The sequence below is a fragment of the Lysobacter sp. Soil_C_59 genome, assembly GCF_057656415.1.
Genome location: NZ_JBDGKK010000002.1, coordinates 504,252 through 531,045 on the forward strand (window position 1 = coordinate 504,252; position 26,794 = coordinate 531,045).

Sequence of the window (26,794 nt, forward strand, 5' to 3'; positions counted from 1 at the left end):
GTTCGCTGGCGCGGTCCGGGCCGGCTGGCCGCGACCGGCATCACAGAACGCATCTGCCCGGCATCGGAGGTAATGCCGGCGGCATTGGCACCGTCATTCACCCATCACGCGTAGTCGGGGATCAGAACAGTTCGCCCTGCGGTGAAGGCTTGCGCGGCGCCACGAACAACGACGTATCCAGCGGCGGCAGGCGACCGAATCCCAGGCGTTTGTGTGCCTTGCGAAAACGCTGCTCGATCAGTTGCGCGAACGGGCCCTGGCCGTGCATGCGGCTGCCGAAGGCACTGTCGTAATCCTTGCCGCCGCGCATCTGCTGGACCAGGCTCATCACGTGCGCGGCACGCTCCGGGTAATGCAGCTGCAGCCATTCACGCCAGACCTGCTTGAGCTCGTGCGGAAGGCGCAGCAACACATGCCCGGCCGAGCCGGCACCGTGATCGCGCGCGGCCTCGAGGATGTGTTCGATCTCGCGGTCGTTGATCATCGGAATGACCGGGGCGACCATCACGCCGACCGGCACTCCGGCATCGGCCAGCGTGCGCATCGCCTTCAGTCGCGAGTGCGGCGCCGATGCACGCGGTTCCATGCGCGCCGACAGCTGGTTGTCGAGCGTGGTGACCGAGAAGTACACCGTCGCCAGTCCGCGCCGCGCCATCGGGGCGATCAGGTCGAGGTCGCGGGTGACGGCGGCGTTCTTGGTGATCAGGCTGAACGGATGCGAGCAGGTCGACAGCAGTTCGATCAGTTGCCGTGTGATTCCATAGCGGCGCTCGATCGGCTGGTAGGAGTCGGTGTTGATTCCCAGCGCGATGGGTTCGCAGCGGTATCCCGGGCGGGAAAGTTCGGCCTGCAGGCGCTCGGCGGCGTTGGTCTTGGCGAACAGGCGCGTTTCGAAATCCAGCCCCGGCGACAGGTCGAGATAGGCGTGCGAGGGACGGGCGAAACAATACACGCAGCCGTGCTCGCAACCGCGATAGGGATTGACCGACTGGCCGAAGGCGATGTCGGGCGAGTCGTTGCGGCTGATGATGCTGCGTGCGCGCTCCAGCGTGACCTGCGTCTGCGGTCGCGGTGCTTCGGCGAGGTCCTCGTAGACCGAACCCCAGCCATCGTCCTCGCCGCGCGCGACCGTCACCGCGTAGCGGCCATCGACCTGCGAGGCCGCACCGCGACCCTTGATCGGTTGCCGGGCTTTGCGGGCGTCGTCCATGCCGCCGAGGTTACTGCGCCAGCGTCGCAATGGCTGAGACGGCAAAGTCGCATCGCTGGCATGTGCAGTGCCCGCGGCTTAGCCTAGGGCCGGCCTGCCGTTGTCTGGACAGGTTCCTGACCAGACGAAGGAGCGTTCCAATGCTAGAAGCCTTGCAGGCGGCCTGGTCCACATTGCTGGATGTCGAGCACCTGCGGCTTTACCTGGTGCTGGGTTGGATCGGTTACCTGGTGTGGCTGGGCCTGTGGATCGTGCTGCAGAAGCGCGAGCCGGTGGCGACGCTGAGCTGGCTGATCAGCCTGGCGGCGCTGCCCTACGTCGGCTTCCTGATCTATTACTTCTTCGGTCCGCAGCGCATCCATCGCCAGCGACTTCGCCGCGGCCGGACGCGGGCCACGCTGCAACCGCTGCCGGAAGGCCTTCATCCATCACCCGAAGCCATCGAACTGGCGCGCCTGGCGCAGGCCACCACCGGCCTTCCTCCGATTACCGCCACGCGTGCGGAACTGTTGATCGATGGCGCCGCCAAGTACACCTCGCTGTTGTCCGCGATTGGCTCGGCCCGCGACCACGTCCACCTCGAGTACTACATCTTCCTGCCCGACCGCACCGGCACCGCGTTGCGCGATGCACTCGTGGAGAGGGCGCGGGCGGGCGTGCAGGTGCGGTTGCTGCTCGACGCCGTCGGATCGGGCAAGACCAGGCGCCGCTTCCTGCAGCCGCTGGTCGAGGCTGGTGCCGAGGTGGCCTGGTTCCATCCGATGAAGATGTACTGGTTCTGGAAGCGGCCGTGGCTGAACATGCGCACGCACCGCAAGATCGTCGTGATCGACGGCCTGGTCGGATTCACCGGCGGCATAAACATCACCGACGACGAAGACGAACGCCTGCGCAAGGACGCGTACCGCGACCTGCACCTGCGCCTGGAAGGCGACGTCGTGCGCGAGCTGCAACTGGTGTTCGTCGAGGACTGGGCTTACGCGACCGGGCAACCGCCGATGCGCCTGCACAATCCGCCACCGAAGCCGGGACCGATCTCGACGCAGGTGCTGGTGTCGGGTCCGGACTCGGACTGGGAAGCGATCCACCGCCTGCACGTGTCCGCGATCCATTCGGCGCAGCGGCGCGTGTGGCTGGTCACGCCGTACTTCGTGCCAGGCGAGGCCGCGCGCATGGCCCTGACGTCGGCGGCGCTGGGTGGCCTGGACGTGCGCCTGCTGGTGCCGAAGGTATGCGACAGCAAGCTGGTCACCCTGGCGGCGCGGTCCTACTTCGACGAGCTGCTCGTCGCCGGCGTGAAGATCCACGAGTACGGCCCGCGCATGCTGCACAGCAAGGCGCTGCTGTGCGATGACGACCTGGCGATCATCGGCAGCGCCAACTTCGACCATCGCAGCTTCCGCCTGAACTTCGAGGTGTCGGTGATGTTCCGCGACGCCGGCGTGGGCGCGGAGCTGGCGCGGTTGATCCAGGGCGAGTGCAACCTGGCGCCGCGCGTACGCGACGATCGCGCCCGGCCGCTGTGGGGCACGCGGGTGCCCGAAGCGCTGGCCAGGCTGGTCTCTCCGGTGCTGTGAGTGACGGTGCGCGGCGGCTGACCGGCGGTCGCGGCGGGCCGGCAATCGGACGATCCCGGCGCGGTGGTGCGGGCTAAACTGCCGTCGCCGTCGAAATCCCATACGGAGCATCGCCCCAATGCACTGGCTTTTACTTCTGCTGGCCCTGGCTGCCCTCGCGGTCGCGTTCAAGACCTCGTCGGTGGCGGTGCTGATCATCTGCCTGCTGGCAGCACTGGGGCTGTCGCTGGCCTGGGTGATGAAGCTGCTGGCGCAGCGCGTCGACAGCCAGAGCCGCGACAGCTCGATGATGCTCGACCCGCTGGAGCTGCGTCGCCTGCGTGAGCAGGCCGAGGCTCGCCGCGCCGCCACCGGCAATCCGCCAGGCGCGCCGCCGACCGCCTGACAGCGTTCGATCCGGAGGCGCCGGACGCCGATTCACGCGGCGCGGATCACCGTTTCACGCGGCGCGCCGCCGGGCGCCTGCTAGCATGGCCGCGCCCCCAGGCACGGCGCTCGGCCGCGAGCGGGCGCCGAATTCAGAGGAGCCCGCCATGAACCTGCCCGCCATGTGCTGCCTGCCGCTGCTTGCAGTGGCTTTCGCCGCCGCCGCCGCGCAGCCGTCGTCCCAGGTGGATCCCGCCAGTGCGCCGGCAGCCACCAGCGCCACCCCGGCCGTTGTCGGCTGCGGGCGCATCAGCGTCTTCGACGTCGCACCGCGCAGCAAGGATCTGTACCGCGCCCGGCTGATCAATGTCGACGGCCAGCTGCCCGGTCCGACGTCCGCGCGCAGCTATCGCGTCAGTGCCGGCAAGCACTCGCTCGAAGTGGCCGAGCTGATCGACGAGAAGCAGTTCAACGATCTGCAGATGCGCCAGCGCACGCAACGCTCCGACCGCTACAAGACGATCGAGCTGGACGTGCAGCCCAACACCACCTACCTCCTCGCCGCGCACCTGATCGAGGCGAACCGCAACGACATCATCGGCCAGACCTACTGGGAGCCGGTGATCTACAGCCAGAGCAGCGAAGCGTGCAATTGAGTCCAGGTTTGTTTCCGTCGCGACGCCGGGTCATCGCGTCGTGACCGTCCTCAGCGTCAACGTCAACAAGATCGCCGTGCTGCGCAATTCGCGCGGCGGTGACGAGCCCAACGTGGTGGCCGCGGCGAAGGCATGCCTGGACGCCGGCGCGCACGGCATCACCGTCCATCCGCGACCCGACGCCCGGCACATTCGTGCCGACGATGTGTATGCGCTGTCGGAGCTGACGCGCGAGCGCGGCGTCGAGTTCAACCTCGAAGGCAATCCGTTCGCGCCGGCGCGTGCCGGGTATCCAGGTTTCCTGACCCTGTGCCAACAAGTGCGGCCGGCGCAGGCAACGCTGGTGCCCGACAGCGATGCACAACTTACCTCCGACCACGGTTTCGACTTCGTGCGCGATGCCGGCGCGTTGCGACCGCTGGTCGATGCGCTCAAGTCCGTCGGCTGCCGCGTCAGTCTGTTCGCCGACGCCCACACCGAAGCAGGGCGCCTGGGCATCAATCACGCCGCGGCAGTGGGTGCCGACCGGGTCGAGTTGTACACCGGCCCGTATGCGGAAGCATTCGCCGCGGGCAGCGGTCGCGCCATGGGCGCGCAGTTCGCCGAAGCCGCCCGGCGTGCGCGCGATGCCGGCCTGGGCATCAATGCCGGGCACGACCTGAACCAGGCCAACCTGGGATTCTTCCTGCAGCAGGTACCGGGCGTGCTCGAAGTATCGATCGGTCACGCACTGATAGGCGAAGCCATCTACCAGGGCATCGAGACCACGATCGATTCGTATCTTCGGATCCTTTCGCGCTGAGTCTTGTCGGCAGGAGCCAGTTGGCTGGCTCCTGCCCCTGCGCATGTATCTCGACGCTGGCCGTTACTGCCAGGCGATGTCGCGCAGACCGCTACGCTGCGCCTCGGCCAGGGCCCAGGCGAATCCCTGGTAGTCGGCATCGGCGTCGGCGGCGACCTGCAATACGGCGCGCGGACTGCGTCGCGCCAGTTCCTCCAGCGCCGGTGTCAGTTCAGCGCGTGCCAGCACGACACCATCGAGCCGATACGCGCCGTCGCTGCCGACACGCAGTTGCACGCGCGGCGGCGGTGCGGTGTTCTCGGGTATCGGCGTGGGTTGGGGGATGCGCAGGTCCAGGCGTCCGGTCAGTGCCGGGGTCGCCACCATGAAGATCACCAGCAGCACGAGCAGGACGTCGACGAGCGGGGTGATGTTGATCTGGGCGACGGCGCGATGCTCGCCGTGTGCACCGTGGCGGGAGTCGGACAGGTAGAACGCGGAGACGGCCATACGCAACCTCCATGGGGCCCCATGCCCGGTTCCACGCTACGCCTGGCCGATGGGGGCAGGCAAGCTTTCCGCTTCCCCACGTCGCCCGAAGCGAGCCGCTTGTCTGGCCGTCGTCCCGTGCCGTAGTCGCGCGCGACGGTGGAGTCGGCCACGCTCGATTCGAGCGAACCGAAGGCTGACAGCAAAAAAAAACGCCGCCCGAGGGCGGCGTTTTCACGACGGTAAGCGACACCGATCGGTCAATCGTTCTGGACGAAGCCGATCTTATCCATATCAGCATTCTTCGCGTGAGCGAGCACCTTGGCCAGGATGCCGTAATCGGCGTCCGGGCTGGTATCGATCTCGAGCATGGGCTGGTTGGTCGGGTCGCGCTGGACTTCGACTTCCATCATGTTCTGGATCGCGGTGATCGGCTGCGGCGCGTCATTCCAATACACCTGGCCCGAGGCGTCGATCCGCAGCCTGATCGGCGGCGGCGGCTCTCGCGTCTGCGGCGGTGGGTTCAGCGACTTCTGCGGAAGGTTTACTTCGATCGGGTACGTCAGAGGAGGCGCCGTGACCATGAAGATGATCAACAACACCAACATCACGTCCACCAAGGGCGTGACGTTCATGTCCGCCATCGGACCGCCACCGGATTTCGATGCAAATGCCATACCTGGATCTCCGGATTAGCGAGGTTCTTTAAGCGCCATGAAGCCGACCTTGCGCATGCCCTGGGCCTGCGCAATCTGCACCACTTCGGACACGATGCGGTACTTGGTCGTCTTGTCGCCGCGGACGTTGATCTGCGGCTGCGGCGTCTTCTGCGCTTCGATCGACAGACGGCTCTCGAGCAGATCCCTGGTGACCGGCTCATCGTTCCAATAGAGGTTTCCGTTGTCTTCCACCGAGATGTTGATCGGCGGGGTCGGCGGAGCCTCGTTGTTACGCTTGTCCAGATTGGCTTCTGGAAGATCGACCTGGACCTTATGCGACATCAGCGGTGCGGTGATCATGAAAATGATCAGTAGCACCAGCATCACGTCGACGAGCGGCGTGACATTGATCTCGGCCATCGGGCCGCCGCTATCGTTGCCTGTACTGAAGGCCATGTACGAACTCCAAACCTACTGCGAGAGGGCGTCGGTTATTGCTTAGCGCTTGCTGACAACTTCGCCGACGCGCGAGCCGGTAGCGAAGAAGTCATGCAGGTCGTGAGCGAACGTATCGAACTTGTTGTTCGTAACGCGGTTCAGACGGGTGAAGAAGTTGTATGCCAGCACCGCCGGGATTGCGACGAACAGGCCGATGGCGGTCATGATCAGTGCTTCACCGACCGGGCCGGCAACGGCGTCGATCGAAGCCTGGCCGGTGGCGCTGATGCGGATCAGGGCGTGGTAGATGCCCCAGACGGTACCGAGCAGACCGACGAACGGAGCGGTCGAACCGACGGTGGCGAGCACGGTCAGGCCGGCTTCCAGCTTCGAGGACTCGCGGGTCACACCCTGACGCAGGGCGCGGTCAACGAACTCGGAGCGGTTGAGCGACTCGACCAGGCGCGAACCTTCGTGGCGCTGGTGGTGGGCTGCTGCCTGGGCAGCATCGAGAGCGATCTTCGAGAACGGCTCGAAGCGACCCTGCTCTTCCATGAAGCGGATGGCGTCCTGTGCGTTCGGGGTCTCCCAGAACGTGCTGACCACGCGATCAGAACTGGCGCGCAGGCGCAGGTTCTTCACGAAGTTCACCACGATCCAGTAGATCGAGAGGATCGACATGATGGCGAGGGTGAGGAATACGACCCAGCCGACCAGGTCGAAGTTCTGCAACAGATGCGCGAAGCTCATCTGCTGGAGTGCCTCGGCGTTGGAGCCTCCGGCGGTCGCAGCGGTGGTGGTTTCCTGCAGCATGACGCTTACCTTTGAATGTCGTGGAAAGGAAAGAGGTATTACGGATTGCCTACAACGTGTCCCGTGACCCCGATCAGGTCGGCGGGACGAAATCTACCGGGACGCGGACGCGGCTGGTGACGCCAACGCCGTTTTGCATCTCGGGGTTGAACTTCCACTTCCGGGCGGCGTCCATTGCAGCGCGGTCGAGGTTTCGGTTACGGCTCGACTTCTCGACCGCGACGTCCAGGACATTGCCCTGGCCGTCAATGGTGATGATCAACGTTACCGTGCCACCAACGCCCTGGCGGGCTTCGGTCGGCGGGTACTTGGGCGGGTTGAGCCGCTTCGAGGACGGGTCGACGCTGGAGCCAATCGTCGTTGCCGGTGCGGGCGGCGACGGGGGGCTCGGCGGCGGCGCGGCCACGTCAACCGGGCTCGGATCGTCGACCAGCACCGGCGGTTCATCCGGCGGAGGCGGCAACGGAGTCGGCTGCGGCGGCGTCAGCTTCGGCGGCGGCTTGAGCTCCTTCGGGGGCTCAGGCGGCGGCGGCGGCGGCGGCGGGGGCGGCGGCGGCGGCTTGATCAGGTTGACGAACGTGACGTCTTCCTCTTGCTGCTGCTGGGCCGGAGGGGCCATAGGAGCGAGCAAAAGCAGCAGGGCCGCGACATGGAATGCGATCGCAATGGTTACACCGGCGATACGCGCCCAGTTCAAACCTTCGCGGTCGTCATCTTTTCTTGCGTGGATTTCGAGGTCTTGCGTCATGCGCCGTAGCTCGGGAGGTATTTCCGGACGCCAGGGCGCCTCGGGCCGTCAGTTACGATTCCCGCGACTACTTCGAGTCGCGGGAACCTCCTAGCATATACCAAATTGCGCTCATTGGACCAAGTGCAATTGGATGATTTCGCGTTGCCGAATCTAGTCGGCTCTCAACTCGTTACTTGCCAGGCAACGCGATGATCTTCTTGGCGTCCTCGGGCTTCTTCACGCCCTTTGCGACAGCCTGCTTGGCGGCTTCCTTTGCCTCGGGGATGCGGTCTTCCTGCCAGAGCACGCGGGCGAGGTTCAGGTACGCCTCGCCGTCTGGCGCCAGGGGAGCGGCCTTCTTGTAGGCGTCGATCGCCGGGCCGGCCTGATCCGAGAAATAATACGCCTGTGCGAGAGCCAGGTACGTCTGGTAGTCGGGCTTGATCACGCCCTTCTGCAGGCCGTCGTTGATGACCCCGATGGCCTCCTTCTCCTTGCCATCCATGTTCAAGTAGGTGGCGTAGAGCTGGCGGTATTCCTTGTCCTCGGTCAGCTGGCCGCTGGCGCGGAGCTTCTCGAGCACGGCGGCGGACTTGTCCAGCATGTCGTTCTGCTGGTAGACGGCGGCCAGGTTCAGCTGGGCGCGCTTGTCGCCCGGGTTCTTGGCAGCCAGGCCCTCGGCGATCTTGGCCGCTTCGCCGGCCTGGCCGGACTCGGCGTAGGTCGCCATCAGCAGCTGCTGCCACTCGGGCTTGGGCGTGGGGCTGAGGTCGATGGCCTGCTTGATGACCGGAGCGGCCTCGGCGAAGCGGTCGAGACGATACAGGGCGTTGCCCTTGATGATCAGGTGCTCGGGCTTCTGGCTCTTGGTCTCGGCCAGGAACTGGTCGATGGTCTTGAGCGATTCGGCGTACTGGTCTTCCTGCAGCTGCAACTGGGCGAGCATCAGCATCGCGCCGAAGTGGCCGTTGTTGTCCAGTCCGTTGGAAGCGATCGCCTGCTTGAGGTAGTTCATCGCGCCCGGGGTGTCGTCGCCGTCATAGGCGGCCTGGGCGGCGATCTGCGAGGCGAACGCCTTGTCGTATGCGTTGGCTTCCGGCAGCGCGATGATCTGGTCGGCGATGGCGCGGGCTTCCGGGCCCTTGTCGTCGTCGTAGGCCTTCATCATCTTCTGCAGCTGCGGGGTGGCCTTCTTCGAAGCCTTGGTGTCGCCGGCCACACGGGTGGCCTGCGGGTATTCGTTGGTGACCTTGGCCGTGCCCTGCTTGCCTTCTTCCTTCTTGGCGCGGCGCTCGGCCGCACGCTCGTTGGCGGTCTGCGCGTTGACCTGGCTGACCGCACCAAACATCAGGACGGCGCTGACAGCGGCGGCCAGGACGCGTTGGTTACGGCGGGAGAACTTGTTCATCGATCACCTCAAATCTGCGGCCGCACGTAATCGGGCGGGACGGTGGCAAGGCCAAGGGGGTGTGAAGCTATCAGAAACGTGACAGCCAGCGATACGGGGTTTTCGGTCTTAATTCACGTTCCCTGCACATCGTCATCCGCACTTGGGCGTATGGCCGGAGGCGCGGGCCTGCTCGTAGACGGGCATCAGGGTGCCTGCACGGGCGCTCAATTCGCCGATTCGCGAAGAAGGATCCGGGTGCGTGGACAGCCACGTCGGTGCGCGTTCGCCGCCCGCGGCGGCCATGTTCTGCCACAGATTCACCGCCTGGCGCGGGTCAAAGCCGGCCTTGGCGGCGAGTTCCTGGCCGACCACGTCGGCTTCCGATTCCTGGGTGCGCGAGTTGGGCAGCAGGTAGAACGTCTGCGCCGCGGCGCCACCAATCTGGCCTGCGGCATTGGCCGCGCCGGAACCGTAGGCCGAGCCCAGGATCGCACTGCCGATGCCCAGCAGAGTCGAGGTGCCCTGCTGCTTGGTGATGCGCTCGTCGTGGTGGCGCGAGACGACGTGGCCGATTTCGTGGCCGATCACCGCGGCGAGCTGGTCCTGGTTCTTGGCGACGGTGAAGATGCCGGTGTTCACGCCGACCTTGCCGCCGGGCAGGGCGAAGGCGTTGGCCGAGCTGTCCTCGAACACCGCGACTTCCCAGTTCGCCTGCCAGCCCTGAGGCAGTTCGCGCGTGATGTCGTTGACCACGCAGCGCACGTAGGCGTTCATCTTCGCGTCGTTGCTGACCTTCTGCTTGGACTTCGCCTCGGCGAAGGCCTGGGCTCCCATCTGATCGAGCTGTTGCTGCGAGACAGCGCCGACATACTGCTTGCGCCCCGTGGGCGAAGTGGAGGTGGCGCAGGCAGTGACAACGGTGGCAATGGCCACGGCGAGCAGAAGGTGCTTCATCGTCGGGAATCCCGCTTCAGGTTGATGACGCGTTGTAACGTCCGCCGGATTAACACTTCGTCAATACGGCGGGCGGAGGGCTGAGTCCTGTGGAAGGGGTTCAGCCCGAACGGCGGAAGTCGCGAAATCGGGGCTCAAGCCCCTCACGCGCCGGTCACACGTCGAGGTTGGCGACCTTCAATGCGTTGTCCTCGATGAAGATGCGGCGCGGTTCGACGACGTCTCCCATCAGCGTGCTGAAGATCTGGTCGGCCGCCACCGCGTCCTCGATCCTTACTTGCAGCAGGCGGCGGGTTTCCGGGTTGACCGTGGTTTCCCACAGCTGCTCGGGATTCATTTCACCCAGGCCCTTGAAGCGCTGGATCTGGCGGCCCTTCTTGGCCTCCTCGAGCAACCAGGCCTGGACCTGGGCGAAGGTGGTGATCGGCTGCGCGCGGCTGCCGCGCACGATCTGCGCACCTTCGCGGATGAGACCGTGCAGTTGCGTCGCGGCTTCGCGCACGGCGCGAAGTTCGCCGCCTTCGAACGCGGCCAGCGGCAACACCTGGGTCATTTCCTCGCCCATGTGCAGGCGCTTGACCAGCAGTGCCGCCTGGCGCTCGCCGCCACCTTCGTGCAACTCGAGCTTGTAGCGCGGCTTGCCGAGGCCACCGAGGTTGAGGCGCGATTCGACGCGGTCGAATTCGGCGCGCAGAGCGTCGTGGTCACCGATGTGGGCGATGTCGAGCGGGATCGAATCGATCAGCGCTTCGACCACGCTCGGGTCGTAGCGATGTGCGTTGCGCTGGATCGCTTCGCGCGCGCCGGCATAGGCCAGCAGCAGCTTCTCGAGCGCGGCGCCTTCGATCGCCGGTTCACCGACGGCCGGGCGCAGCGATGCACCTTCGACCGCGTTGTTGGCCAGGTAGGCGTCGAGCGCGGCATCGTCCTTGAGGTAGAGCTCGTTCTTGCCCTGCTTGATCTTGTACAGCGGCGGCAGGCCGATGTAGATGTGGCCGCGCTCGATCAGCTCCGGCATCTGCCGGTAGAAGAACGTCAGCAGCAGCGTGCGGATGTGGCTGCCGTCGACGTCGGCGTCGGTCATCAGGATGATGCGGTGGTAGCGCAGCTTGTCCGGGTTGTACTCGTCCTTGCCGATGCCGGTGCCCAGCGCCGTGATCAGCGTGCCGACTTCGGCCGAACCGAGCATGCGGTCGAAGCGCGCGCGCTCGACGTTGAGGATCTTGCCCTTGAGCGGGAGGATCGCCTGGGTCTTGCGGTTGCGGCCCTGCTTGGCCGAGCCGCCTGCCGAGTCACCCTCGACGATGAACAGTTCGCTGAGCGCCGGATCCTTCTCCTGGCAGTCGGCGAGCTTGCCGGGCAGGCCGGCGATATCGAGTGCACCCTTGCGGCGGGTCAGGTCGCGCGCCTTGCGCGCGGCTTCGCGGGCACGGGCGGCGTCGACGATCTTGCCGGTGATGGCGCGGGCTTCGTGGGGGTGTTCCTGCAGGAACTCCTCCAAACGTGCACCGAACGTGCTCTCAACGACCGGCCTGACCTCCGAACTGACCAGTTTCTCCTTGGTCTGCGAGGAGAAGCTGGGGTCGGGGACCTTTACCGACAGCACGGCGATCATGCCTTCGCGCATGTCGTCGCCGGTCAGGGCGATCTTGGCCTGCTTGGCGATGCCGCTGTGTTCGATGTAGTTCGACAGCGTGCGCGTGAGCGCGGCACGGAAGCCGATCAGGTGGGTACCGCCATCCTTCTGCGGGATGTTGTTGGTGAAGCAGAACATCGTTTCCTGGTAGGAGTCGGTCCACTGCAGGGCGACGTCCACCGTGATGCCGTTCATTTCGCCCGACACCGAGATCACGTTCGGGTGCAGCGGGGTCTTCAGCTGCGCCAGGTGCTCGACGAAGGAGGCGATGCCGCCGGCGTACTCGAAGACGTCGCGCTTGCCTTCGCCGCGCTCGTCGATGAGCGTGATCTTGACGCCGGAATTGAGGAACGACAGTTCGCGCAGGCGGCGCGCCAGGATGTCGTAGTGGAATTCGATGTCGGTGAATATCTCGCGCGCCGGCAGGAAGCGCAGCGTGGTGCCGCGCTTCTGCGATTCTTCGAGCTGCTTGAGCTGGTAGCTCGGCTCGCCCAGCTGGTATTCCTGCTGGTAGTGGTGGCCGTCGCGCCAGATGTCGAGCCACAGGTGCTCGGACAGGGCGTTGACCACCGATACGCCAACGCCGTGCAGGCCGCCGGAAACCTTGTAGCTGTTGTCGTCGAACTTGCCGCCGGCGTGCAGCACGGTGAGGATCACCTCAGCCGCGGAGACGCCTTCTTCCTTGTGGATGTCCACCGGGATGCCGCGGCCGTTGTCGGACACCGAGCAGGAGCCGTCGTTGTGCAGGGTCACGGTGACTTCGTTCGCGTGGCCGGCGAGGGCCTCGTCGATCGAGTTGTCGACCACTTCGAACACCATGTGGTGCAGGCCCGTGCCGTCGTGCACGTCGCCGATGTACATGCCCGGACGCTTGCGCACAGCCTCGAGACCACGCAGGACGGTGATCTTGCTGGAGTCGTAGGTCTGGGAAGGTACGGCGGTGACGGTCGGGTCTTGCGAGGGGTCGTGCTCGATATGGGTCATGCGGCAACAGGCTCCGTCGACGCGTTATCCGGCGGGGCCGGGGGCGTCAAGACACATTAGCTATTCAACGCGAGAGTATAACAGCCGGGCCCTTTGAAGGTTGACTGGGAGCTTGAGCGCGGGTATTGGCGGCCTGCGCTCCTGGGTTTAAAGACACGGTCTGCGGGACGGCGTTGGCCGGCGGAGCGGGGATTCGTTGCGCGGTCTTCGTAGGGGCCTGAGGACGCACGTCATCCCGGCGAACGCCGGGACCCAGGCCCGCACCCTCTCCGGCGCCCCACCGTCATCCCCGCGCAGGCGGGGATCCAAGGACGTTGCTCGGGACGATCAACCGCTAATCAACCCATGTTCCACGTGGAACCGTCGAACAAGGGCCGTTGCATCCAATCCACTGGGTGCTTCGGTACCGGTAATGAAAACCTGCGCCCCGCTAGACTGGAGCCGTGCCAGCACCCGCCCCTGGTGCTGCCGGTCCAGCTCAGACGCCAGATCATCCAACGCAACCACAGGCCACTCCCCACGCGCGGCGGCATGGTGCTCCGCCTGCGCTAGCAGCGCCGACAGGGCAGTCAGCTTGGCCTGACCGCGTGAGAGCGCCTCACGGCCGGGAATCGAGCCGAAGACGATGCGCCAGTCCGCCCTGTGCGGTCCTACGGAGCTGTAGCCGGCGGCGAGATCGCGTTCCCGGGCCAGTAGCAGGGCGTCTGCCAGCGGAAGTTCGTCGCGACGCCAGCCAGGGACGTAATCGAGGCGGCTCGGACCCAAGGCAGGGGCCAGTTCGGAAAGCAGGGCCGCGAACCTCGGCTGGAGTTGTTCCAGGTACTGCTCCCGGCGCCGACTCAGTGGTTCTCCGGCCTCCGCGAGCTCGTGATCCCAGGCGTCCAGCTGACCATCTCGTGCCCGCGCCTTGAGTAGAGCGTTTCTTTGCTTCAGCGCCCGGGCGTAGCGCCGCCAGAGCGGAAGGAAATCCTGTTCCACGTGGAACAAACCCCAATCGAGGTACCGCCGCCGGGATTCGCCGCCGCCGGTGATCAGAGCATGGCTGCCGGGTTCGAAGCTGACGACCGCCAGCGCGGCGCACAGGTCCCCCAACTGGGCGACGTTGCTGCCGTCCAGGCGCCCGGTCCAGTCCTGACCGCTGTGCCTCATGCCCGCCTTACGCGTGCGCCCCGGGGTTGCAGCAGCCGTCTGGTTGTCAGCACCAGCTGCCAGACGCTCCTGCCACTCGACGAAGACCTCCAGGGCCTGGTCCCCGTCCCGGATCAGTCCGTCGCGGACGCGTCCCCGGAAACTGCGGCCGTAGGCCATCAGGTGCAGGGCTTCGAGCACGCTGGTCTTGCCCGCGCCGTTGTCGCCGGTGATCAGGTTGAGGCCTGGGGATGGATCGAGGCGGAGCTCGACGAACCGGCGCAGGTTGCGCAGTTCAAGGCGGGTGACGTGCATTGGGGCCAGTTTACCGGTCCGCCTTGGCGGGGGTAAGGACGGTACTGGTCGTGAGGTGTTCCACGTGGAACAGGCTATCTGTTGCAAGCCGGAGCAAAGAGCACGTCCTTGGGTTCCCGCCTGCGCGGGAATGACGGGCGAGGAACATCGGGAATGACGGATCTGAAACAAAAAGCCCGGCACTTGGCCGGGCTTCCTGGTGTTGCGGGCTGCGCGAATCAGAGACGCAGCGGCATCACGACGTGGCGGCAGCGGTCGTTTGCGGCTTCGCGAACGAGTGCGGACGAGTTGGCGTCGCGCAGGGCGATGACGACATGCTCGTCCTTCAACGCGGACAGTGCGTCGAGCAGGTAGTTCACGTTGAAGCCCACGGCGAGGTCGTCGACCTTGGTGTCGGCCTCGACTTCTTCCTGCGCTTCTTCCTGCTCCGGATTGTGCGCGCTGATCTTCAACTGGCCCGGGGAAACTTCCAGGCGCACGCCACGGTACTTCTCGTTCGACAGGATCGCCGCACGCTGCAGCGAGGCGCGCAGCACTTCGCGGTCGATGCGGATCTCGCGGTCGGCACCGATCGGAATGACTGCCTCGTAATCCGGGAATCGGCCGTCGATCAGCTTGCTGGTAAAGGTCACGTCGTCGCGCTTCACGCGCAGGTGGCCGCGGCCCATTTCCAGTTCGAGTTCGCGATCACCGCCTTCGAGCAGGCGCTGCAGTTCCTGCACGCCCTTGCGCGGCACGATGATCTGGCGCTTGGTCTGGGCGCCGTTCTCGAGCGGCGATTCGCACAGTGCGAGGCGGTGGCCGTCGGTGGCCACGCAGCGCAGGCTGGCTTCGCGCAGGTCGAACAACAGGCCGTTGAGGTAGTAGCGAACGTCCTGCTGCGCCATCGCGAACGCCGTGCGCTCGATCAGTTCCTTCAGCGCTGCTTCCGGAACGCGTACGCGCTCGGTGGCTTCGACTTCGTCGATCGACGGGAAGTCGTTCGCCGGCAGGCTCGCCAAGGTGAAGCGCGAACGTCCGGCTTGCACCGTGATCTTCTCCGCCGACTGCGAAATGGTGACCTTGCTGCCGTCGGGCAGGGCGCGAACGATTTCGAACAGCTTTCGCGCCGGGATCGTGGTTTCGCCGTCCTGGGCGTCATCGACCAGGACACGCGACACCATCTCCACTTCGAGGTCGGTACCGGTCAGCGACAGCTGTCCGTCCTTGACCTGGACCAGGAGGTTGGCCAGAACCGGAAGGGTCTGGCGGCGCTCGACAACGTTGACGACCTGAGCGAGCGGCTTGAGAAAGACTTCGCGTTGAAGGCTGAAACGCATGCGGACCCCGTCCCCGTGCCATTACTAAAGATGTGGAATAAATCAAAAGCATGGTGGTGGTGGAGTCGCCGAAAATCCGGGAAAACCGCACCAAGCATTTGATTTACAAGGAATTTGTTGCCTTCGAAACTTCGGTAGAACCAACCCTGTAAGTCCCGGACAAGCTGTGGACAACTCTAACGCACCGGTGAAGGGTGTGAATTGTCCACAACTTGTGCCCGCAACATACACGGCTTACCCGCAGGCATTGAGGATAAGTATGTCTCGCCCGGCGCAGCTTTGCGCTGTCGCCTCAAACGGACTTACTCACTGAGCTTGCGGATCAGCTTGTCCCAGTCTTCCTGCAGCTTGCCGTCGGTTTCCTTCAGCGTGCGGATCTGCCGGCAGGCATGCAGCACGGTGGTGTGGTCGCGACCGGCAAAGGCATCGCCGATCTCCGGCAGGCTGTGCTCGGTCAGTTCCTTGGCCAGGGCCATCGCCATCTGCCGCGGACGTGCCAGCGAGCGCGTACGGCGCTTGGACAGCAGGTCCTTCATCTGCAGGCCGTAGTAGTCGGCCACGGTCTTCTGGATGTTGGGGATGCCGATCGCCTGCTGCTGCGCGCGCAGCAGGTCGCGCAGGGTTTCCTGGGCGAACTCGACGGTGATCGCGCGGCCGGTGAAGTTGGCGCGTGCGGCCAGGGTGTTGAGGGCGCCCTCGAGGTCGCGCACGTTGCTGCGCATCTTCTTGGCGAGCAGGAAGGCGACTTCCTCGGGAATGTTGGCGCCGCGCTCGCGCGCCTTCGACAGCACGATCTGCGCGCGCGTCTCGAAGTCCGGCGGCTCGATCGCCACGCTCAGGCCCCAGGCCAGGCGAGACTTCAGGCGCGGCTCCAGGCCTTCGACTTCGCGCGGGTAGCGGTCGCAGGTCAGGATGATCTGCTGCTTGCCGTCGAAGAGCTGGTTGAAGGTGTGGAAGAACTCTTCCTGGGTGCGGTCCTTGCCGGCGAAGAACTGGATGTCGTCGATCAGCAGCGCGTCGACCTGCTGGAACTGGCGCTTGAACGCATCCATGGTCTTGTCCTGCAGCGACTTCATCATCGCGCTGAAGAACTGCTCGCTGCGCAGGTACAGCACGCGCATGTTCGGGTTGGCGCTGCGCATGGCATTGCCGGCGGCGAACATCAGGTGGGTCTTGCCCAGGCCGGTGCCGCCGTACAGCAGCAACGGGTTGTGGGCGCGGTCGCCGGGCTTGAGCGAGGCCTGCCAGGCAGCGGCGCGACCGAGCTGGTTGCTGCGGCCCTCGACGAAGTTGTCGAAGGTGTAGTGGTTGTCGAGGTGGCCGTTGAACGGCTCCGACGGCACGTTCCGCGCCACCGGAATCGGTTCGTTCTGGGGCACGTGCGGCGCCGCGCGCGGCAGCGATCCGACCTCCAGGCTTACCTCGCCGCTGCCGACGAAGTAGGTCAGCAGCTCGCGGATACGCGACAGGTAGCGCTCGCGGACGTGTTCGACCACGAACGCATTGGGTGCGTACAGCACGGTGACATCGTCACGCTGGGCAGCCTGCAACGGCTTGAGCCAGGTGTGGACATCTTCGGCCGGCAGTTCGGCTTCAAGGCGTTCGAGGCAGCGGGGCCAGGCTTCCATCAGGTCGGGCGTCTTCTTCTGTTGCGGTCTGCGGGCCTGTGGCCACGGACAAAAAGCGGCCCGCCGCGCGATGAGCGCATCGCGGCGAACGGGGCGGGGGGTGGAGTCCAGACTATCACCGGGAATCGGCGCGGAACAGGACTTGTCCACAGGCAAATTAACAGGTAGTCCACAGGCGTGGCTGATCCCGACTCCGTCGGTCTCGCCCCCAAAGTTTGCGCTGCACGTGTTTTCCACACCCCATTCGCGCTATCGCGCGAATCGCCCCTGACTCAGGGGCTTGGCCAGTGCTTTTGGGCGTTTGAAGCTGCTGTCGTAGAGGCCCGCCCTGCAGGCCGTGGTTTGGCGGGTTGACCTGTGGTTCGCGGACCCGCTAGAATCGCCGGTCCTATTTGACGTTTTCGCAGAGCCGGATCATGGCCACCAAGCGCACCTATCAGCCCAGCAACCTCAAGCGCAAGCGCGACCACGGCTTCCGTGCCCGCATGGCGACTGCCGACGGCCGCAAGATTCTTGCCCGTCGTCGCGCCAAGGGCCGCAAGCGTCTCTGCGCCTAAGCGTCGCTGCCGCCGCATCTCGCGGCGGCCGACCGGCACTCGCCGGTAGTCCCTAGATGATATCGGCCCGCTTCCCGCGCACGGCGCGGGTACGCGCGCGTTCCGACTTCGATCGCATCTTCCAGCATGGCCGGCGCGTAGCGCTGCCCGTGCTGGCTTTGCATTGGCAGGCCAGCGAGATCCCTCCGCGCCTGGGCCTTGCCGTATCGCGCAAGGTCGATCCCAACGCGGTCGGCCGCAACCGCATCAAGCGCGTCCTGCGCGATACCTTCCGCAAGATCCGTGGCGAACTGGCCGCGGGCGACTACGTCGTGGTCGCCCGTCCAGCCGCGGCACGCAGCACCGGTCCGGAACTCGCCGCGGCCCTGCGTGGTCTGTTGCAGCGCTGCGGCGCCTTGCCTGCCGCATCGACCCCGACTTCATTGCCCCCAACATCCGTGGACGGCACAATGCCGGCCGCTTCCCCTTCCGCCCCAATGCCTGACTCCGGTCAAGGCTGAGCCCGCCTGTCGCCCATGAACCAGACCCGTGTTTTTCTGATCTTCGCCTGGCTGATGGTGGCGACCCTGCTGTGGATGGAGTGGGGCAAGGAAAAGGCCATGCCGGCCGAAGCCGCGCAAACCTCGACTGCGACCGCGACCAGCGCCGCCGCCAACGGCTCCGTGCCGGGCGCGCCGTCGGCCCCGGCCGCACCGGGCGCCGTGCCCAGCGCGCCGAGCATGGCCGCTGCGGCCTCGCCGGCCACGGCGGGCGCAGCCTCGGTGCCGACCGCTACCGTCACCACCGACGTGCTCAAGGTCGTGCTCGATGGCGGCGAACTGCGCCAGGCCGACCTGCTGAAGTATCCGAGCACGGCCGACCGCGACAGCGCGCCGGTGCGCGTATTCGCGCAGGATCCGGCCAACTACTTCGTCGCGCAAAGCGGTTGGGTGCAGAGCGGTTCGGCCAATGGCCAGAATGCGCCGACGCACCAGGCCGGCTTCATGCCCGAGGGCGGCAAGACCGACTACACCCTGGCCGACGGCGCCTCGAGTGTCGACGTTCCCTTCGTCTGGACCGGCGCCAACGGCGTGACCATTCGTCGCACCTACACCTTCAGCCGCGGCGACTATGTGGTGAAGGTGCACGATGAAGTGATCAACGCCGGCAGCGCGCCGTGGCAGGGCTTCGTCTACCGCCAGCTCAGCCGCGTTCCGCGCGCACTGGTGAAGAAGGGCCCGATGAGCGCCGAGCAGTACAGCTTCCAGGGCGCGGCGTGGTACTCGAGCACCGACAAGTACGAGAAGCGCAAGTACGACGACTTCGTCGACGACGGCCCGATGCAGAAGGAAGTCACCGGCGGCTGGATCGGCATGCTGCAGCACCACTTCTTCTCGGCCTGGATCCCGGGCGCCAACGACAAGAGCACCTTCTCGCTGGCGACCACGCAGGGCACCGGTGGCACCCAGTACGTGGTGCGCGAGGTCGGCCCGGGCGTCAACGTCGCCCCGGGTGCCACGGCCAGCACCGATGCGCGCCTGTGGGTTGGCCCGAAGCTGGTCAAGGCAATCGAAGCGCAGAACGTTCCCAACCTCGACCGCGCGGTCGACTTCAGCAGCTTCAGCATCATGGCGACGATCGCCGGCTGGCTGTTCTGGGTGCTGGAGAAGATCTACGGCCTGGTCGGCAACTGGGGTTGGGCGATCGTCGGCCTGGTTCTGCTGATCAAGCTGGCGATGTACCCGCTCTCCGCGGCGCAGTACAAGTCGATGGCCAAGATGCGCAAGTTCCAGCCGCGCATGGCGCAGCTCAAGGAGCGCTACGGCGACGACAAGCAGAAGCTGCAGATGGCGATGATGGAGCTGTACAAGAAGGAGAAGATCAACCCGGTCGGCGGCTGCCTGCCGATCCTGCTGCAGATGCCGGTGTTCCTGGCGCTGTACTGGATGCTGTCGGAATCGGTCGAGCTGCGCCACGCACCGTGGATCGGCTGGATCACCGACCTGACCGCGCGCGATCCCTACTTCGTGTTGCCGCTGATCAACGTCGCGGTGATGTGGTTCACGCAGAAGCTCAACCCGACCGTCGGCATGGATCCGATGCAGGCGAAGATGATGCAGTTCATGCCGCTGGTATTCGGCGTGATGTTCGCCTTCTTCCCGGCCGGCCTGGTGCTGTACTGGGTGACCAACGGCGCACTCGGCCTGCTGCAGCAGTGGTGGATGGTCAAGCGCTACAGCGAGGAGCCGGCCAAGGCCTGAGCCTTGCGGCAGTGAATCCACGAAGCCCGCCGCAAGGCGGGCTTTGTGTTGTGGGGCCGGGTGTTTGTGGGGCCGGGTTCTCTGCGACCATATCGCCATGACCACGCCCAGCCGCGACACCATCGCCGCGATCGCCACCGCCCCGGGCGCGGGCGGCGTCGGCATCGTGCGTCTGTCCGGTCCGCGCTCGCGTGCCATTGCACAGGTTCTGTGCGCGCGCACGCTCAAGCCGCGCCATGCCCACCACGTACGTTTCGCCGCCGAGGATGGCGCCGTCATCGACGATGGCATCGCCCTCTACTTCGCCGCTCCTGCCAGCTACACCGGCGAGGACGTGGTCGAGCTGCAGGCACACGGCAGCCCCGCGGTGCTGCAGGAGCTGGTGACGCGTTGCGTTGCGCTGGGTGCGCGACGCGCGCGACCGGGTGAGTTCAGCGAGCGCGCCTTCCTCGAAGGTCGCCTCGACCTGGCCCAGGCCGAAGCGGTCGCCGACCTGATCGCCGCCGCCGATGTCCGTGCAGCACGCGCCGCGCGGCGCGCACTTGACGGTGAGTTCTCGCGCCGCGTCGACGCGCTGGCGGACGAGCTGCTGGCCATCCGCGTGCATGTGGAAGCGGCGATCGATTTCGCCGACGAACCCATCGACACCCTGGGCGGCGCCCAGCTTCGCGCGCGGTTGGCGGACACTGCCTCGGCCCTGGACGAACTGCTCGCCGCAGCCGAACGCGGCCGCCGCCTGCGCGACGGCCTGCATGCGGTGATCGTCGGCCCGCCCAATGCCGGCAAGAGCTCGTTGCTCAACGTGCTCGCCGGCAGTGACCGCGCCATCGTCACCGACATCGCCGGCACGACCCGCGACCTGCTGCACGAAACCATCCGCATCGATGGCGTCGAGCTGACCCTGGTCGACACCGCCGGCCTGCGCGAGGGGGGCGACGTCATCGAGCGCGAGGGCATGCGCCGCGCCCGCGGCGAACTCGGCCGCGCCGACCTGGCCATCGTCGTGCTCGATGCACGCGATCCGCAGGCCGGCCGCCTTGCCGTCGTCGACGCGATCGCCGGCGTACCCCAGCGGCTGTGGCTGCACAACAAGGCCGACCTGCTGGACGAGCCCATCGCGGTGGTCGACCCGGACACCTTGCCGGTGTCGGCTCGGACCGGTCTCGGCGTGGAAGCGCTGCATGCCCGGCTGCGGCTGCTCGCCCAGGGCAATGGAGCCGCCGCTGGCGAAGGCGCCTTCACCGCCCGCGCCCGGCATGTCGACGCCCTGGTCGAGGCGCGCAGGGAACTGGCCGATGCCCGCATCCACCTCGACCGCGAGGCGCTGGATCTTGCCGCCGAAGCGCTGCGCCTTGGCCACGACCAGCTCGGTGAGATCACCGGACGCGTCCGCGCCGATGACCTGCTGGGTCATATCTTCTCGAGCTTCTGCATCGGCAAGTGATCGCGGGCGGCCGCCGAGGGACCAGGCTGAACAGGCTGCGGCCGCCAGTGGAATTCAGTAACAGGGCGGGCAGATGGTAGGCTGCTGCCGCCACCGCTTGACAAACACGGCCCGCTCACGCGATTAAGAGCCGTGTGCTCGTGACGGCGCACTTCAGGGGAGCTTTGCCAATATGACCGTCGTAAATCCGCAAGCCCGGCGTTCCAGCCGGCTGTCCGCCGTAAAGCAGCTGTCCGTCGTGCTGGCCATCGCCTGCGCGCTGGTCGCCTGCCAGAAAGAAGAGCCAGCGCCGGAGAGCGCGGCTGCACCAGCAACCACCGCAGCCGCACCCGCGGTGACGGCCGACACCGCAGTGTCTGCCAAGGTAACGGCCATGACGGCCGACCAGTTGCGCGAGGCGGCCCGCAAGGCCTATGCCGAGAACCGCCTGTACGCTCCGGCCGAGGACAACGCGGTCGAGTACTACCTGGCCCTGCGTGACAAGGCACCCGGCGACGCCGCCGTGTCGAGCGCGCTGACCGACCTGCTGCCGATGACGGTCATCGCCATCGAGCAGAGCGTCAACCGCGAAGACTTCACCGAAGCGCAGCGCCTGTCGGCCCTTCTCGAGAAGGCCGACGCGCAGCACCCGGCGCTGGCCCGCCTCAAGACCAGCATTGCCGCCCAGCAGGAAGCCGTGGGCAAGCGTGCCGCCCAGCAGCAGCTGACCGCCGAGGAAGAGACCAAGCGCAAGGCCGAGCTCGAAATCAAGCGTGTCGAGGACCAGAAGAAGCAGCAGGAAGAAGCTGCCAAGCTCCTGGCCCAGCAGAACAAGGCCGCTGCCGACAAGGCTGCCGCGGACAAGATCGCCGCCGACAAGGCCGCTGCTGACAAGGCCGCTGCCGATGAACGTGCTGCCGAGCAGCGCGCCGCGGTGGCGCGCCAGACCGCTGCGGCTCCGGCCAGTGCCAATGCCAGCGATCTGCGTCCGCTGTCGATGCCGCCGCCGCGTTATCCGCCGGAGGCACTGCGTGCCGGCACCTCGGGTGAGGTGCAGGTCGAGTTCACCGTCGGCACCGATGGTTCGGTCACCGCCGCTCGCGTGGTGCGTTCCAACCCGGCGCGCATCTTCGATCGCGAAGCGGTCAACGCCGTACGCAAGTGGCGCTTCCAGCCGGTCGATTCTCCGGTGACCACGCGCCGCACGATCGGCTTCAATCCGCAGAGCTGATCAGGCCAGCATCGCGGGGACGGTTGGGGAACCGGACTCGCGAATGCAAGGCAGCAACAGGAAAGCCCGGCGTGAGCCGGGCTTTTTCTTTGGTTGCGGTTCCAGCTTCCGTCTGCGGAATGGCGCCGTCCGCCGGGCCGGGGATTGCTCCGCCCCTCCAGACGCCATCCTGGCTTTAGTCGGGGCGCGGGACATCCATGTCCCGCTGCTCCGCAATCCCCGACCCGGCGGACGACGCTTCGGCAATTCATTGCGTGGTCTCCGGCGCCCCTCTCCCCAACCCCTCTCCCACAAGGGGAGAGGGGCTCAACAGCGCGAGTGGGTTTGGAACAACCAATTCCTTTCGCGGGCGTCCGGGACCGAGCTCACCGAGCAGACGTGCGAATGAGCTAGGGCACGGACACCGTCCAGGGCCGGTACAGCCCGAGTCCGACCGTCGCAGCTGCATCACGCGCGCACTGCGCTCCCGCTAACAGCTCAAGTCAATAAAACAGTGGCAGCTTCCGGAAGGAGGGGGTGGGGTGTATTTCGCGAACAATAAACGGAGCGAAGCGGAGGTTCGCGGAATACACCCCACCTCCTCCACCCACTGACCACGCACGCAAAAGAAAACGGACCGCAATGCGGCCCGTTCCCTTAACCAAACAACAGAAAACAAATCACCCAGAGATAGCCAGGCGCTCCTGGTGATAGCGCCGCACCGCCGCGAACCACAGCAGCGCCGCTACGCCGAATCCGGCCGCCAGGTAGATCGCCCACACCTGCGGGTCGATCGACTCACCACGGATCACTTTCAGCAGCATCTGGTTCTGCGCAAGGAACGGCACCGTGAACTGCCACATCTGCGTCTTGATCGGATTCACCGCCAAGGCAATCGTCGGGATCATCGGAAGCAGCATCAACCACGTCATGTGGCTCTGCGCCTCCTTCATGCTCTTGGCCGTCGCCGACAACAGTGTCAGCAACGTCGTGCCGATGAACAGCATCGGCAGCAGCACCAGCAGCATCTTGCCGATCGCGGCGAAACTGACATCGAGCATCTTCCCGACGCTGGTGCCGACCTGCGCGCTGAACTTGAAGGCGAGCAACGTCAGCAACAGCGACAGCAAACCAAGCGCACACGCCGCGGCGATCTTGCCGCTCACGATCGCACCGCGACGCGCCGGAGTCGCCAGCAACGGTTCGAGCGACTGACGCTCACGTTCGCCCGCGGTCGCATCCATGATCAGATATGCACCGCCGAGGAACGACATCAGGATCAGCAGGTACGGCATGATCGACGACAGCACGATGCCGCGCTTCGCATCCTCGGTGGCAAGATCGCGACTGCCGACGTTGAGCGCGCGCGTGATCGAAGGATCGATGCCGCGGGCAAGCAGGCGCAGCGCACCGACCTGGTCGCCGTACGCCGTCAGCGCCGCACGCAACCGTGCACCGGGAATGTCGCTGTCGCGACGCGTGCTGTCGCGAACGATCTCGACCAGCGCCGGCTGTCCTTCGTGCCAGTTGCGTGCGAAGCCGACGCTGATGCGCATGGCGACGTCGATGTCCTGGCGCGCGATCGCCGCATCCAGGTCGGCCGGAGCCGGCTTTGCCTGGATGCCCTGAGTGGCCAGGAACGCCACCAGGTTCGGTGCGCGCTCGATGCCGACGGTCGGCACTTCGAGCACCTTGTCGAGCTGGGTCTTGGCGCGGCTCTCGGCGAGCGTGCCGATGCCGATCATCAGCAGCGGGTACAGCAGCGGTCCCATCAACAGCGCGAGCGCCAACGTGCGGCGATCACGCGAGATGTCGCGCAGTTCCTTGCGCATCACCGACCACAACGTCGCGATGCTGCTGCTGCGAGGAGCCCGCTTCTGGTCAGTGATCGTTGGTTGGATCGAACTCATGCGTGCAGGCCCTCTTCCGAACCGATCGCCTTGACGAAGGCATCCTCGAGATTGGCTTCGCCGGTCTGCTCACGCAGTTCGTCGGCGCTGCCGCTGGCGACCACCTGGCCCTTGGCGATGATGACGATGCGATCACACAGCGCGGCGACCTCCTGCATGATGTGGCTGGAGAAGATCACGCAGCGGCCCTCGGCACGAAGCTGCTGGAGGAAGGTGCGCATGGCGCGCGTGGTCATCACGTCCAGGCCGTTGGTCGGCTCGTCCAGGATCACGTTGCGCGGATCGTGCACGAGCGCGCGCGCGATCGCGGTCTTGGTGCGCTGGCCCTGCGAGAAGCCCTCGGTCTGGCGATCGAGGATGTCGTGCATCTGCAATGCGTCGGCCAGTGTCTGCGTGCGTTGCGCGATGGCCTGCGCGGACATGCCGTGCAGCTCGCCGAAGTAGGCGATGTTCTCGCGCGCGGTCAGGCGCTTGTACACGCCGCGTGCATCGGGCAACACGCCCAGTGCGCGCCGCACGGCCTCCGGGTCGCGCGCGGCATCGACGCCGTCGACCATCACCTGGCCGGCGTCCGGCTTCATCAGTGTGTAGAGCATGCGCAGCGTGGTGGTCTTGCCGGCGCCGTTGGGGCCGAGCAGGCCGGTGATCTGGCCATCGTGTGCTTCGAAGTTGACGCCATCGACGGCGCGCACGGTGCCGGTCTTGGTCTTGAAGCTCTTGTGCAGGTCGTTGGCGATGATCATGGTTCCCACCCGTTGAAGCCGGTGAACGGCGGCACGTAGCCGATCGTGTCCAGGCACTTGGCGTCGAGCTTTCGCGCGTCGGTCGATTCGATGAACTGGCCGACCAGCTTGGGCAGGCAGCCGACGCCGCCAACGTTGTGGCCCTGTCCGCGCAGGACGAGATGACGACCGTTGGGCAGGCCCTTGAGCACCTGTTCGCCATAAGACGGCGGCGTGACCGGATCGATCTCGCCCGACAGCAACAGCGCCGGCACCTTGGACTTCAGCGGCTCGTTGAACCCGGCCGGACGAGATCCGTGTGGCCAGCTTCTGCATGCGGCGAAGAACGCCGTCGCCACATCGGCGCCGAGAACAGTCCCGGCATCGTTCGGGTCCGGCTGGTAGCGATCGGCATCCTCGGCACAGATCACCGACCACTGCATGGTCCGCGACATCTGCCCGCCGACTTCACGCGTCATCATCTGCGACAGCGCCATCAGTGGTGCATAGCGACCGCGATCGGCCTCGTCGATCACCACCGGCAGCAGCGATGCCATCTGCGGCATGTAGGAGAACAGGTGGGTCAGGCCGACGACGGTGTCGGCGGTGAGCGTGTCCTTCTTGACCTCCGCGCTGGCGGGATCGCGGTACTCGACCTCCACCGGTGCGGCTGCAAGACGCGTCTTCAGCGCATGCAGCTGCGTGCGCAGGTCCTGCGGGAAGCGCTTGCGGCAGCTCTCCAGCTTCTGGCACTGCGCGACCTGCAGGCCGAGCGCGCGCTCGAACGTGCGGGCGAACTCGCCGCCGACGACCAGCGTGTTGGGGGCGACACCATCTAGCACGATCGAGCGCGTGTGCTGCGGATACCGCGCCGCGTACTGCTGCGCTACGCGCGTGCCGTACGAGACGCCGACCAGGTTGATGCGATCGACACCGAGTGCGGCACGCACCGCGTCGAGATCGGCGATGGCCTGGGTGGTGGTGTAGAAGCGCGGGTCGGCCTTGTCGGCCAGGGCCTGCGCGCAGCGTCCCGCGTAGTCGGCGATCGCGCTGGCATCGGTCTCGTCGGCATCGGGCAGTGCAAGCTCGCGGCCGTTGCCGTCGCGGCAATCGAGCGAGCTGAACTTGCCGGTGCCACGCTGGTCGATCAGGACGATGTCACGCTGCTTGCGCACATCGCGCAGCGCCATGTCGATCTGCGCGGCGTACTCGGTCGCGGCCTGGCCGGGGCCACCGGCGAGGAAGAACACCGGGTCACCGGTGCCGCCGGACTGATCGTTGGCAGGCAACCACGCAATGTTCAGCGGGATCCTCCGGCCCTTTGGTGAAGCCGGATTCTCTGCGATCTCGAACTTCGCGCATTGCGCGTCGATGCTCGACGGCGACAGCGGCGCCGACAGCGTGCATGGCTCGAACGCGATCGAGCCGAACATCCGCTTGCCGGCATCCTTCGCCGAGGCAGGGTCGGCGACCTTCGAATCGCAGCCCGTCAGCAGCAGGCCCAGCAACAACGGGACCGCCGCCAGCGCGGAAGTCCTTCCCCAGATACTGCACGTGCGCATGATGACCTCTCGTCCATAAGGCAAAGCGCCTTCAAGGATGCCAGAGGAGAGGCGTGGGAAGAACGAAACCCGATGCGGGCGGCGTCAGCCGGAGCTA

At 66.1% G+C, this 26,794-nt stretch carries 24 protein-coding genes; 9 read left to right on the forward strand and 15 right to left on the reverse strand.

Annotated elements, in window-relative coordinates:
- Window positions 1-121: 121 nt before the first annotated feature.
- Window positions 122-1,210: a PA0069 family radical SAM protein gene (locus tag AC3A3Q_RS05745; RefSeq protein WP_487585307.1), complete on the reverse strand. Its 1,089-nt coding sequence runs from the start codon at window positions 1,208-1,210 to the stop codon at window positions 122-124.
- 140 nt (window positions 1,211-1,350) lie between these two features.
- Between AC3A3Q_RS05745 and cls the strand changes: the two genes are divergently transcribed.
- From cls to AC3A3Q_RS05765, 4 genes are all read left to right on the forward strand, one after another.
- A complete protein-coding gene (cls, locus tag AC3A3Q_RS05750; protein ID WP_487585308.1) occupies window positions 1,351-2,787 on the forward strand; it encodes a cardiolipin synthase in 1,437 nt (478 codons plus the stop codon).
- Between the two features lie 118 nt (window positions 2,788-2,905).
- Window positions 2,906-3,172, forward strand: coding sequence for a hypothetical protein (locus AC3A3Q_RS05755; protein WP_487585309.1), 267 nt, complete (start codon window positions 2,906-2,908; stop codon window positions 3,170-3,172).
- Between the two features lie 148 nt (window positions 3,173-3,320).
- On the forward strand, window positions 3,321-3,809 hold the full coding sequence (locus AC3A3Q_RS05760; RefSeq protein ID WP_487585310.1) for a hypothetical protein: 489 nt from the start codon (window positions 3,321-3,323) through the stop codon (window positions 3,807-3,809).
- A 40-nt stretch (window positions 3,810-3,849) separates the two neighbouring features.
- Entirely contained in the window at window positions 3,850-4,611 is a 762-nt protein-coding gene (locus AC3A3Q_RS05765; RefSeq protein WP_487585311.1) for a pyridoxine 5'-phosphate synthase, read from the forward strand.
- A 63-nt stretch (window positions 4,612-4,674) separates the two neighbouring features.
- Here the strand turns inward: AC3A3Q_RS05765 and AC3A3Q_RS05770 are convergent, their stop codons facing one another.
- From AC3A3Q_RS05770 to dnaA, 11 genes are all read right to left on the reverse strand, one after another.
- Window positions 4,675-5,100, reverse strand: coding sequence for an ExbD/TolR family protein (locus tag AC3A3Q_RS05770; RefSeq protein WP_487585312.1), 426 nt, complete (start codon window positions 5,098-5,100; stop codon window positions 4,675-4,677).
- 239 nt (window positions 5,101-5,339) lie between these two features.
- Window positions 5,340-5,756: an ExbD/TolR family protein gene (locus AC3A3Q_RS05775; RefSeq protein ID WP_487585313.1), complete on the reverse strand. Its 417-nt coding sequence runs from the start codon at window positions 5,754-5,756 to the stop codon at window positions 5,340-5,342.
- Between the two features lie 15 nt (window positions 5,757-5,771).
- The gene (locus tag AC3A3Q_RS05780; protein WP_487585314.1) at window positions 5,772-6,194 is read right to left on the reverse strand and encodes an ExbD/TolR family protein; all 423 of its coding nucleotides are present in this window, start codon (window positions 6,192-6,194) and stop codon (window positions 5,772-5,774) included.
- 42 nt (window positions 6,195-6,236) lie between these two features.
- Window positions 6,237-6,989, reverse strand: a complete 753-nt coding sequence (locus tag AC3A3Q_RS05785; protein WP_158732005.1) for a MotA/TolQ/ExbB proton channel family protein — start codon at window positions 6,987-6,989, stop codon at window positions 6,237-6,239.
- A 73-nt stretch (window positions 6,990-7,062) separates the two neighbouring features.
- Window positions 7,063-7,737, reverse strand: coding sequence for an energy transducer TonB (locus AC3A3Q_RS05790; RefSeq protein WP_200608048.1), 675 nt, complete (start codon window positions 7,735-7,737; stop codon window positions 7,063-7,065).
- Between the two features lie 172 nt (window positions 7,738-7,909).
- Entirely contained in the window at window positions 7,910-9,127 is a 1,218-nt protein-coding gene (locus AC3A3Q_RS05795; protein WP_487585315.1) for a tetratricopeptide repeat protein, read from the reverse strand.
- Window positions 9,128-9,259: 132 nt separating this feature from the next.
- Window positions 9,260-10,063, reverse strand: coding sequence for a M48 family metallopeptidase (locus AC3A3Q_RS05800; RefSeq protein WP_487585316.1), 804 nt, complete (start codon window positions 10,061-10,063; stop codon window positions 9,260-9,262).
- A 154-nt stretch (window positions 10,064-10,217) separates the two neighbouring features.
- A complete protein-coding gene (gyrB, locus tag AC3A3Q_RS05805) occupies window positions 10,218-12,683 on the reverse strand; it encodes a DNA topoisomerase (ATP-hydrolyzing) subunit B (protein ID WP_487585317.1) in 2,466 nt (821 codons plus the stop codon).
- Window positions 12,684-13,010: 327 nt separating this feature from the next.
- Complete coding sequence (recF, locus tag AC3A3Q_RS05810) at window positions 13,011-14,126, reverse strand: DNA replication/repair protein RecF (protein WP_487585318.1); 1,116 nt, start codon at window positions 14,124-14,126, stop codon at window positions 13,011-13,013.
- A 218-nt stretch (window positions 14,127-14,344) separates the two neighbouring features.
- Window positions 14,345-15,445, reverse strand: coding sequence for a DNA polymerase III subunit beta (gene dnaN, locus AC3A3Q_RS05815; protein ID WP_487585319.1), 1,101 nt, complete (start codon window positions 15,443-15,445; stop codon window positions 14,345-14,347).
- Window positions 15,446-15,747: 302 nt separating this feature from the next.
- Complete coding sequence (gene dnaA, locus AC3A3Q_RS05820) at window positions 15,748-17,073, reverse strand: chromosomal replication initiator protein DnaA (RefSeq protein WP_487585320.1); 1,326 nt, start codon at window positions 17,071-17,073, stop codon at window positions 15,748-15,750.
- A 416-nt stretch (window positions 17,074-17,489) separates the two neighbouring features.
- On the opposite strand from dnaA, the gene rpmH reads away from it, so the two are divergent.
- The 5 genes from rpmH to AC3A3Q_RS05845 all read left to right on the forward strand — a co-directional run bounded on the left by rpmH (window position 17,490) and on the right by AC3A3Q_RS05845 (window position 22,524).
- Window positions 17,490-17,630 (forward strand): 50S ribosomal protein L34, encoded by a 141-nt coding sequence (gene rpmH / locus AC3A3Q_RS05825; RefSeq protein WP_031374044.1) that lies wholly within the window; start codon window positions 17,490-17,492, stop codon window positions 17,628-17,630.
- Window positions 17,631-17,686: 56 nt separating this feature from the next.
- Complete coding sequence (rnpA, locus tag AC3A3Q_RS05830) at window positions 17,687-18,130, forward strand: ribonuclease P protein component (protein WP_487585321.1); 444 nt, start codon at window positions 17,687-17,689, stop codon at window positions 18,128-18,130.
- 15 nt (window positions 18,131-18,145) lie between these two features.
- The gene (yidC, locus tag AC3A3Q_RS05835) at window positions 18,146-19,870 is read left to right on the forward strand and encodes a membrane protein insertase YidC (protein ID WP_487585322.1); all 1,725 of its coding nucleotides are present in this window, start codon (window positions 18,146-18,148) and stop codon (window positions 19,868-19,870) included.
- A 97-nt stretch (window positions 19,871-19,967) separates the two neighbouring features.
- Window positions 19,968-21,314 carry a tRNA uridine-5-carboxymethylaminomethyl(34) synthesis GTPase MnmE gene (gene mnmE / locus AC3A3Q_RS05840; RefSeq protein WP_487585323.1) on the forward strand — a complete coding sequence of 449 codons (1,347 nt, stop codon included), beginning with the start codon at window positions 19,968-19,970 and terminating at the stop codon, window positions 21,312-21,314.
- Window positions 21,315-21,486: 172 nt separating this feature from the next.
- Entirely contained in the window at window positions 21,487-22,524 is a 1,038-nt protein-coding gene (locus AC3A3Q_RS05845; protein ID WP_487585324.1) for an energy transducer TonB, read from the forward strand.
- A gap of 659 nt (window positions 22,525-23,183) precedes the next feature.
- Here the strand turns inward: AC3A3Q_RS05845 and AC3A3Q_RS05850 are convergent.
- From AC3A3Q_RS05850 to AC3A3Q_RS05860, 3 genes are read right to left on the reverse strand one after another with little or no spacing between them, the layout of a single operon-like run.
- Window positions 23,184-24,413: an ABC transporter permease gene (locus AC3A3Q_RS05850; RefSeq protein ID WP_487585325.1), complete on the reverse strand. Its 1,230-nt coding sequence runs from the start codon at window positions 24,411-24,413 to the stop codon at window positions 23,184-23,186.
- Window positions 24,410-25,156: an ABC transporter ATP-binding protein gene (locus tag AC3A3Q_RS05855; RefSeq protein ID WP_487585326.1), complete on the reverse strand. Its 747-nt coding sequence runs from the start codon at window positions 25,154-25,156 to the stop codon at window positions 24,410-24,412. Before AC3A3Q_RS05855 ends, AC3A3Q_RS05850 begins: the two co-directional genes overlap by 4 nt.
- Window positions 25,153-26,697 carry an alpha/beta hydrolase gene (locus AC3A3Q_RS05860; RefSeq protein ID WP_487585327.1) on the reverse strand — a complete coding sequence of 515 codons (1,545 nt, stop codon included), beginning with the start codon at window positions 26,695-26,697 and terminating at the stop codon, window positions 25,153-25,155. The genes AC3A3Q_RS05855 and AC3A3Q_RS05860 overlap by 4 nt, the downstream gene beginning before the upstream one ends.
- Window positions 26,698-26,794 lie beyond the last annotated feature (97 nt).

What these genes read in the sequence shown, in the direction of transcription:
- gyrB (WP_487585317.1), bottom strand. Translation starts at nt 12,683, where the DNA reads ATGACCCATATCGAGCACGACCCCTCGCAAGACCCGACCGTCACCGCC.
- AC3A3Q_RS05850 (WP_487585325.1), bottom strand. Translation starts at nt 24,413, where the DNA reads ATGAGTTCGATCCAACCAACGATCACTGACCAGAAGCGGGCTCCTCGC.
- AC3A3Q_RS05845 (WP_487585324.1), top strand. Translation starts at nt 21,487, where the DNA reads ATGACCGTCGTAAATCCGCAAGCCCGGCGTTCCAGCCGGCTGTCCGCC.
- AC3A3Q_RS05795 (WP_487585315.1), bottom strand. Translation starts at nt 9,127, where the DNA reads ATGAACAAGTTCTCCCGCCGTAACCAACGCGTCCTGGCCGCCGCTGTC.
- rnpA (WP_487585321.1), top strand. Translation starts at nt 17,687, where the DNA reads ATGATATCGGCCCGCTTCCCGCGCACGGCGCGGGTACGCGCGCGTTCC.
- dnaA (WP_487585320.1), bottom strand. Translation starts at nt 17,073, where the DNA reads ATGGAAGCCTGGCCCCGCTGCCTCGAACGCCTTGAAGCCGAACTGCCG.
- yidC (WP_487585322.1), top strand. Translation starts at nt 18,146, where the DNA reads ATGAACCAGACCCGTGTTTTTCTGATCTTCGCCTGGCTGATGGTGGCG.
- AC3A3Q_RS05745 (WP_487585307.1), bottom strand. Translation starts at nt 1,210, where the DNA reads ATGGACGACGCCCGCAAAGCCCGGCAACCGATCAAGGGTCGCGGTGCG.
- AC3A3Q_RS05800 (WP_487585316.1), bottom strand. Translation starts at nt 10,063, where the DNA reads ATGAAGCACCTTCTGCTCGCCGTGGCCATTGCCACCGTTGTCACTGCC.
- AC3A3Q_RS05770 (WP_487585312.1), bottom strand. Translation starts at nt 5,100, where the DNA reads ATGGCCGTCTCCGCGTTCTACCTGTCCGACTCCCGCCACGGTGCACAC.
- AC3A3Q_RS05790 (WP_200608048.1), bottom strand. Translation starts at nt 7,737, where the DNA reads ATGACGCAAGACCTCGAAATCCACGCAAGAAAAGATGACGACCGCGAA.
- rpmH (WP_031374044.1), top strand. Translation starts at nt 17,490, where the DNA reads ATGGCCACCAAGCGCACCTATCAGCCCAGCAACCTCAAGCGCAAGCGC.
- AC3A3Q_RS05780 (WP_487585314.1), bottom strand. Translation starts at nt 6,194, where the DNA reads ATGGCCTTCAGTACAGGCAACGATAGCGGCGGCCCGATGGCCGAGATC.
- AC3A3Q_RS05855 (WP_487585326.1), bottom strand. Translation starts at nt 25,156, where the DNA reads ATGATCATCGCCAACGACCTGCACAAGAGCTTCAAGACCAAGACCGGC.
- cls (WP_487585308.1), top strand. Translation starts at nt 1,351, where the DNA reads ATGCTAGAAGCCTTGCAGGCGGCCTGGTCCACATTGCTGGATGTCGAG.
- AC3A3Q_RS05785 (WP_158732005.1), bottom strand. Translation starts at nt 6,989, where the DNA reads ATGCTGCAGGAAACCACCACCGCTGCGACCGCCGGAGGCTCCAACGCC.
- mnmE (WP_487585323.1), top strand. Translation starts at nt 19,968, where the DNA reads ATGACCACGCCCAGCCGCGACACCATCGCCGCGATCGCCACCGCCCCG.
- AC3A3Q_RS05755 (WP_487585309.1), top strand. Translation starts at nt 2,906, where the DNA reads ATGCACTGGCTTTTACTTCTGCTGGCCCTGGCTGCCCTCGCGGTCGCG.
- AC3A3Q_RS05775 (WP_487585313.1), bottom strand. Translation starts at nt 5,756, where the DNA reads ATGGCATTTGCATCGAAATCCGGTGGCGGTCCGATGGCGGACATGAAC.
- AC3A3Q_RS05760 (WP_487585310.1), top strand. Translation starts at nt 3,321, where the DNA reads ATGAACCTGCCCGCCATGTGCTGCCTGCCGCTGCTTGCAGTGGCTTTC.
- AC3A3Q_RS05860 (WP_487585327.1), bottom strand. Translation starts at nt 26,697, where the DNA reads ATGCGCACGTGCAGTATCTGGGGAAGGACTTCCGCGCTGGCGGCGGTC.
- recF (WP_487585318.1), bottom strand. Translation starts at nt 14,126, where the DNA reads ATGCACGTCACCCGCCTTGAACTGCGCAACCTGCGCCGGTTCGTCGAG.
- dnaN (WP_487585319.1), bottom strand. Translation starts at nt 15,445, where the DNA reads ATGCGTTTCAGCCTTCAACGCGAAGTCTTTCTCAAGCCGCTCGCTCAG.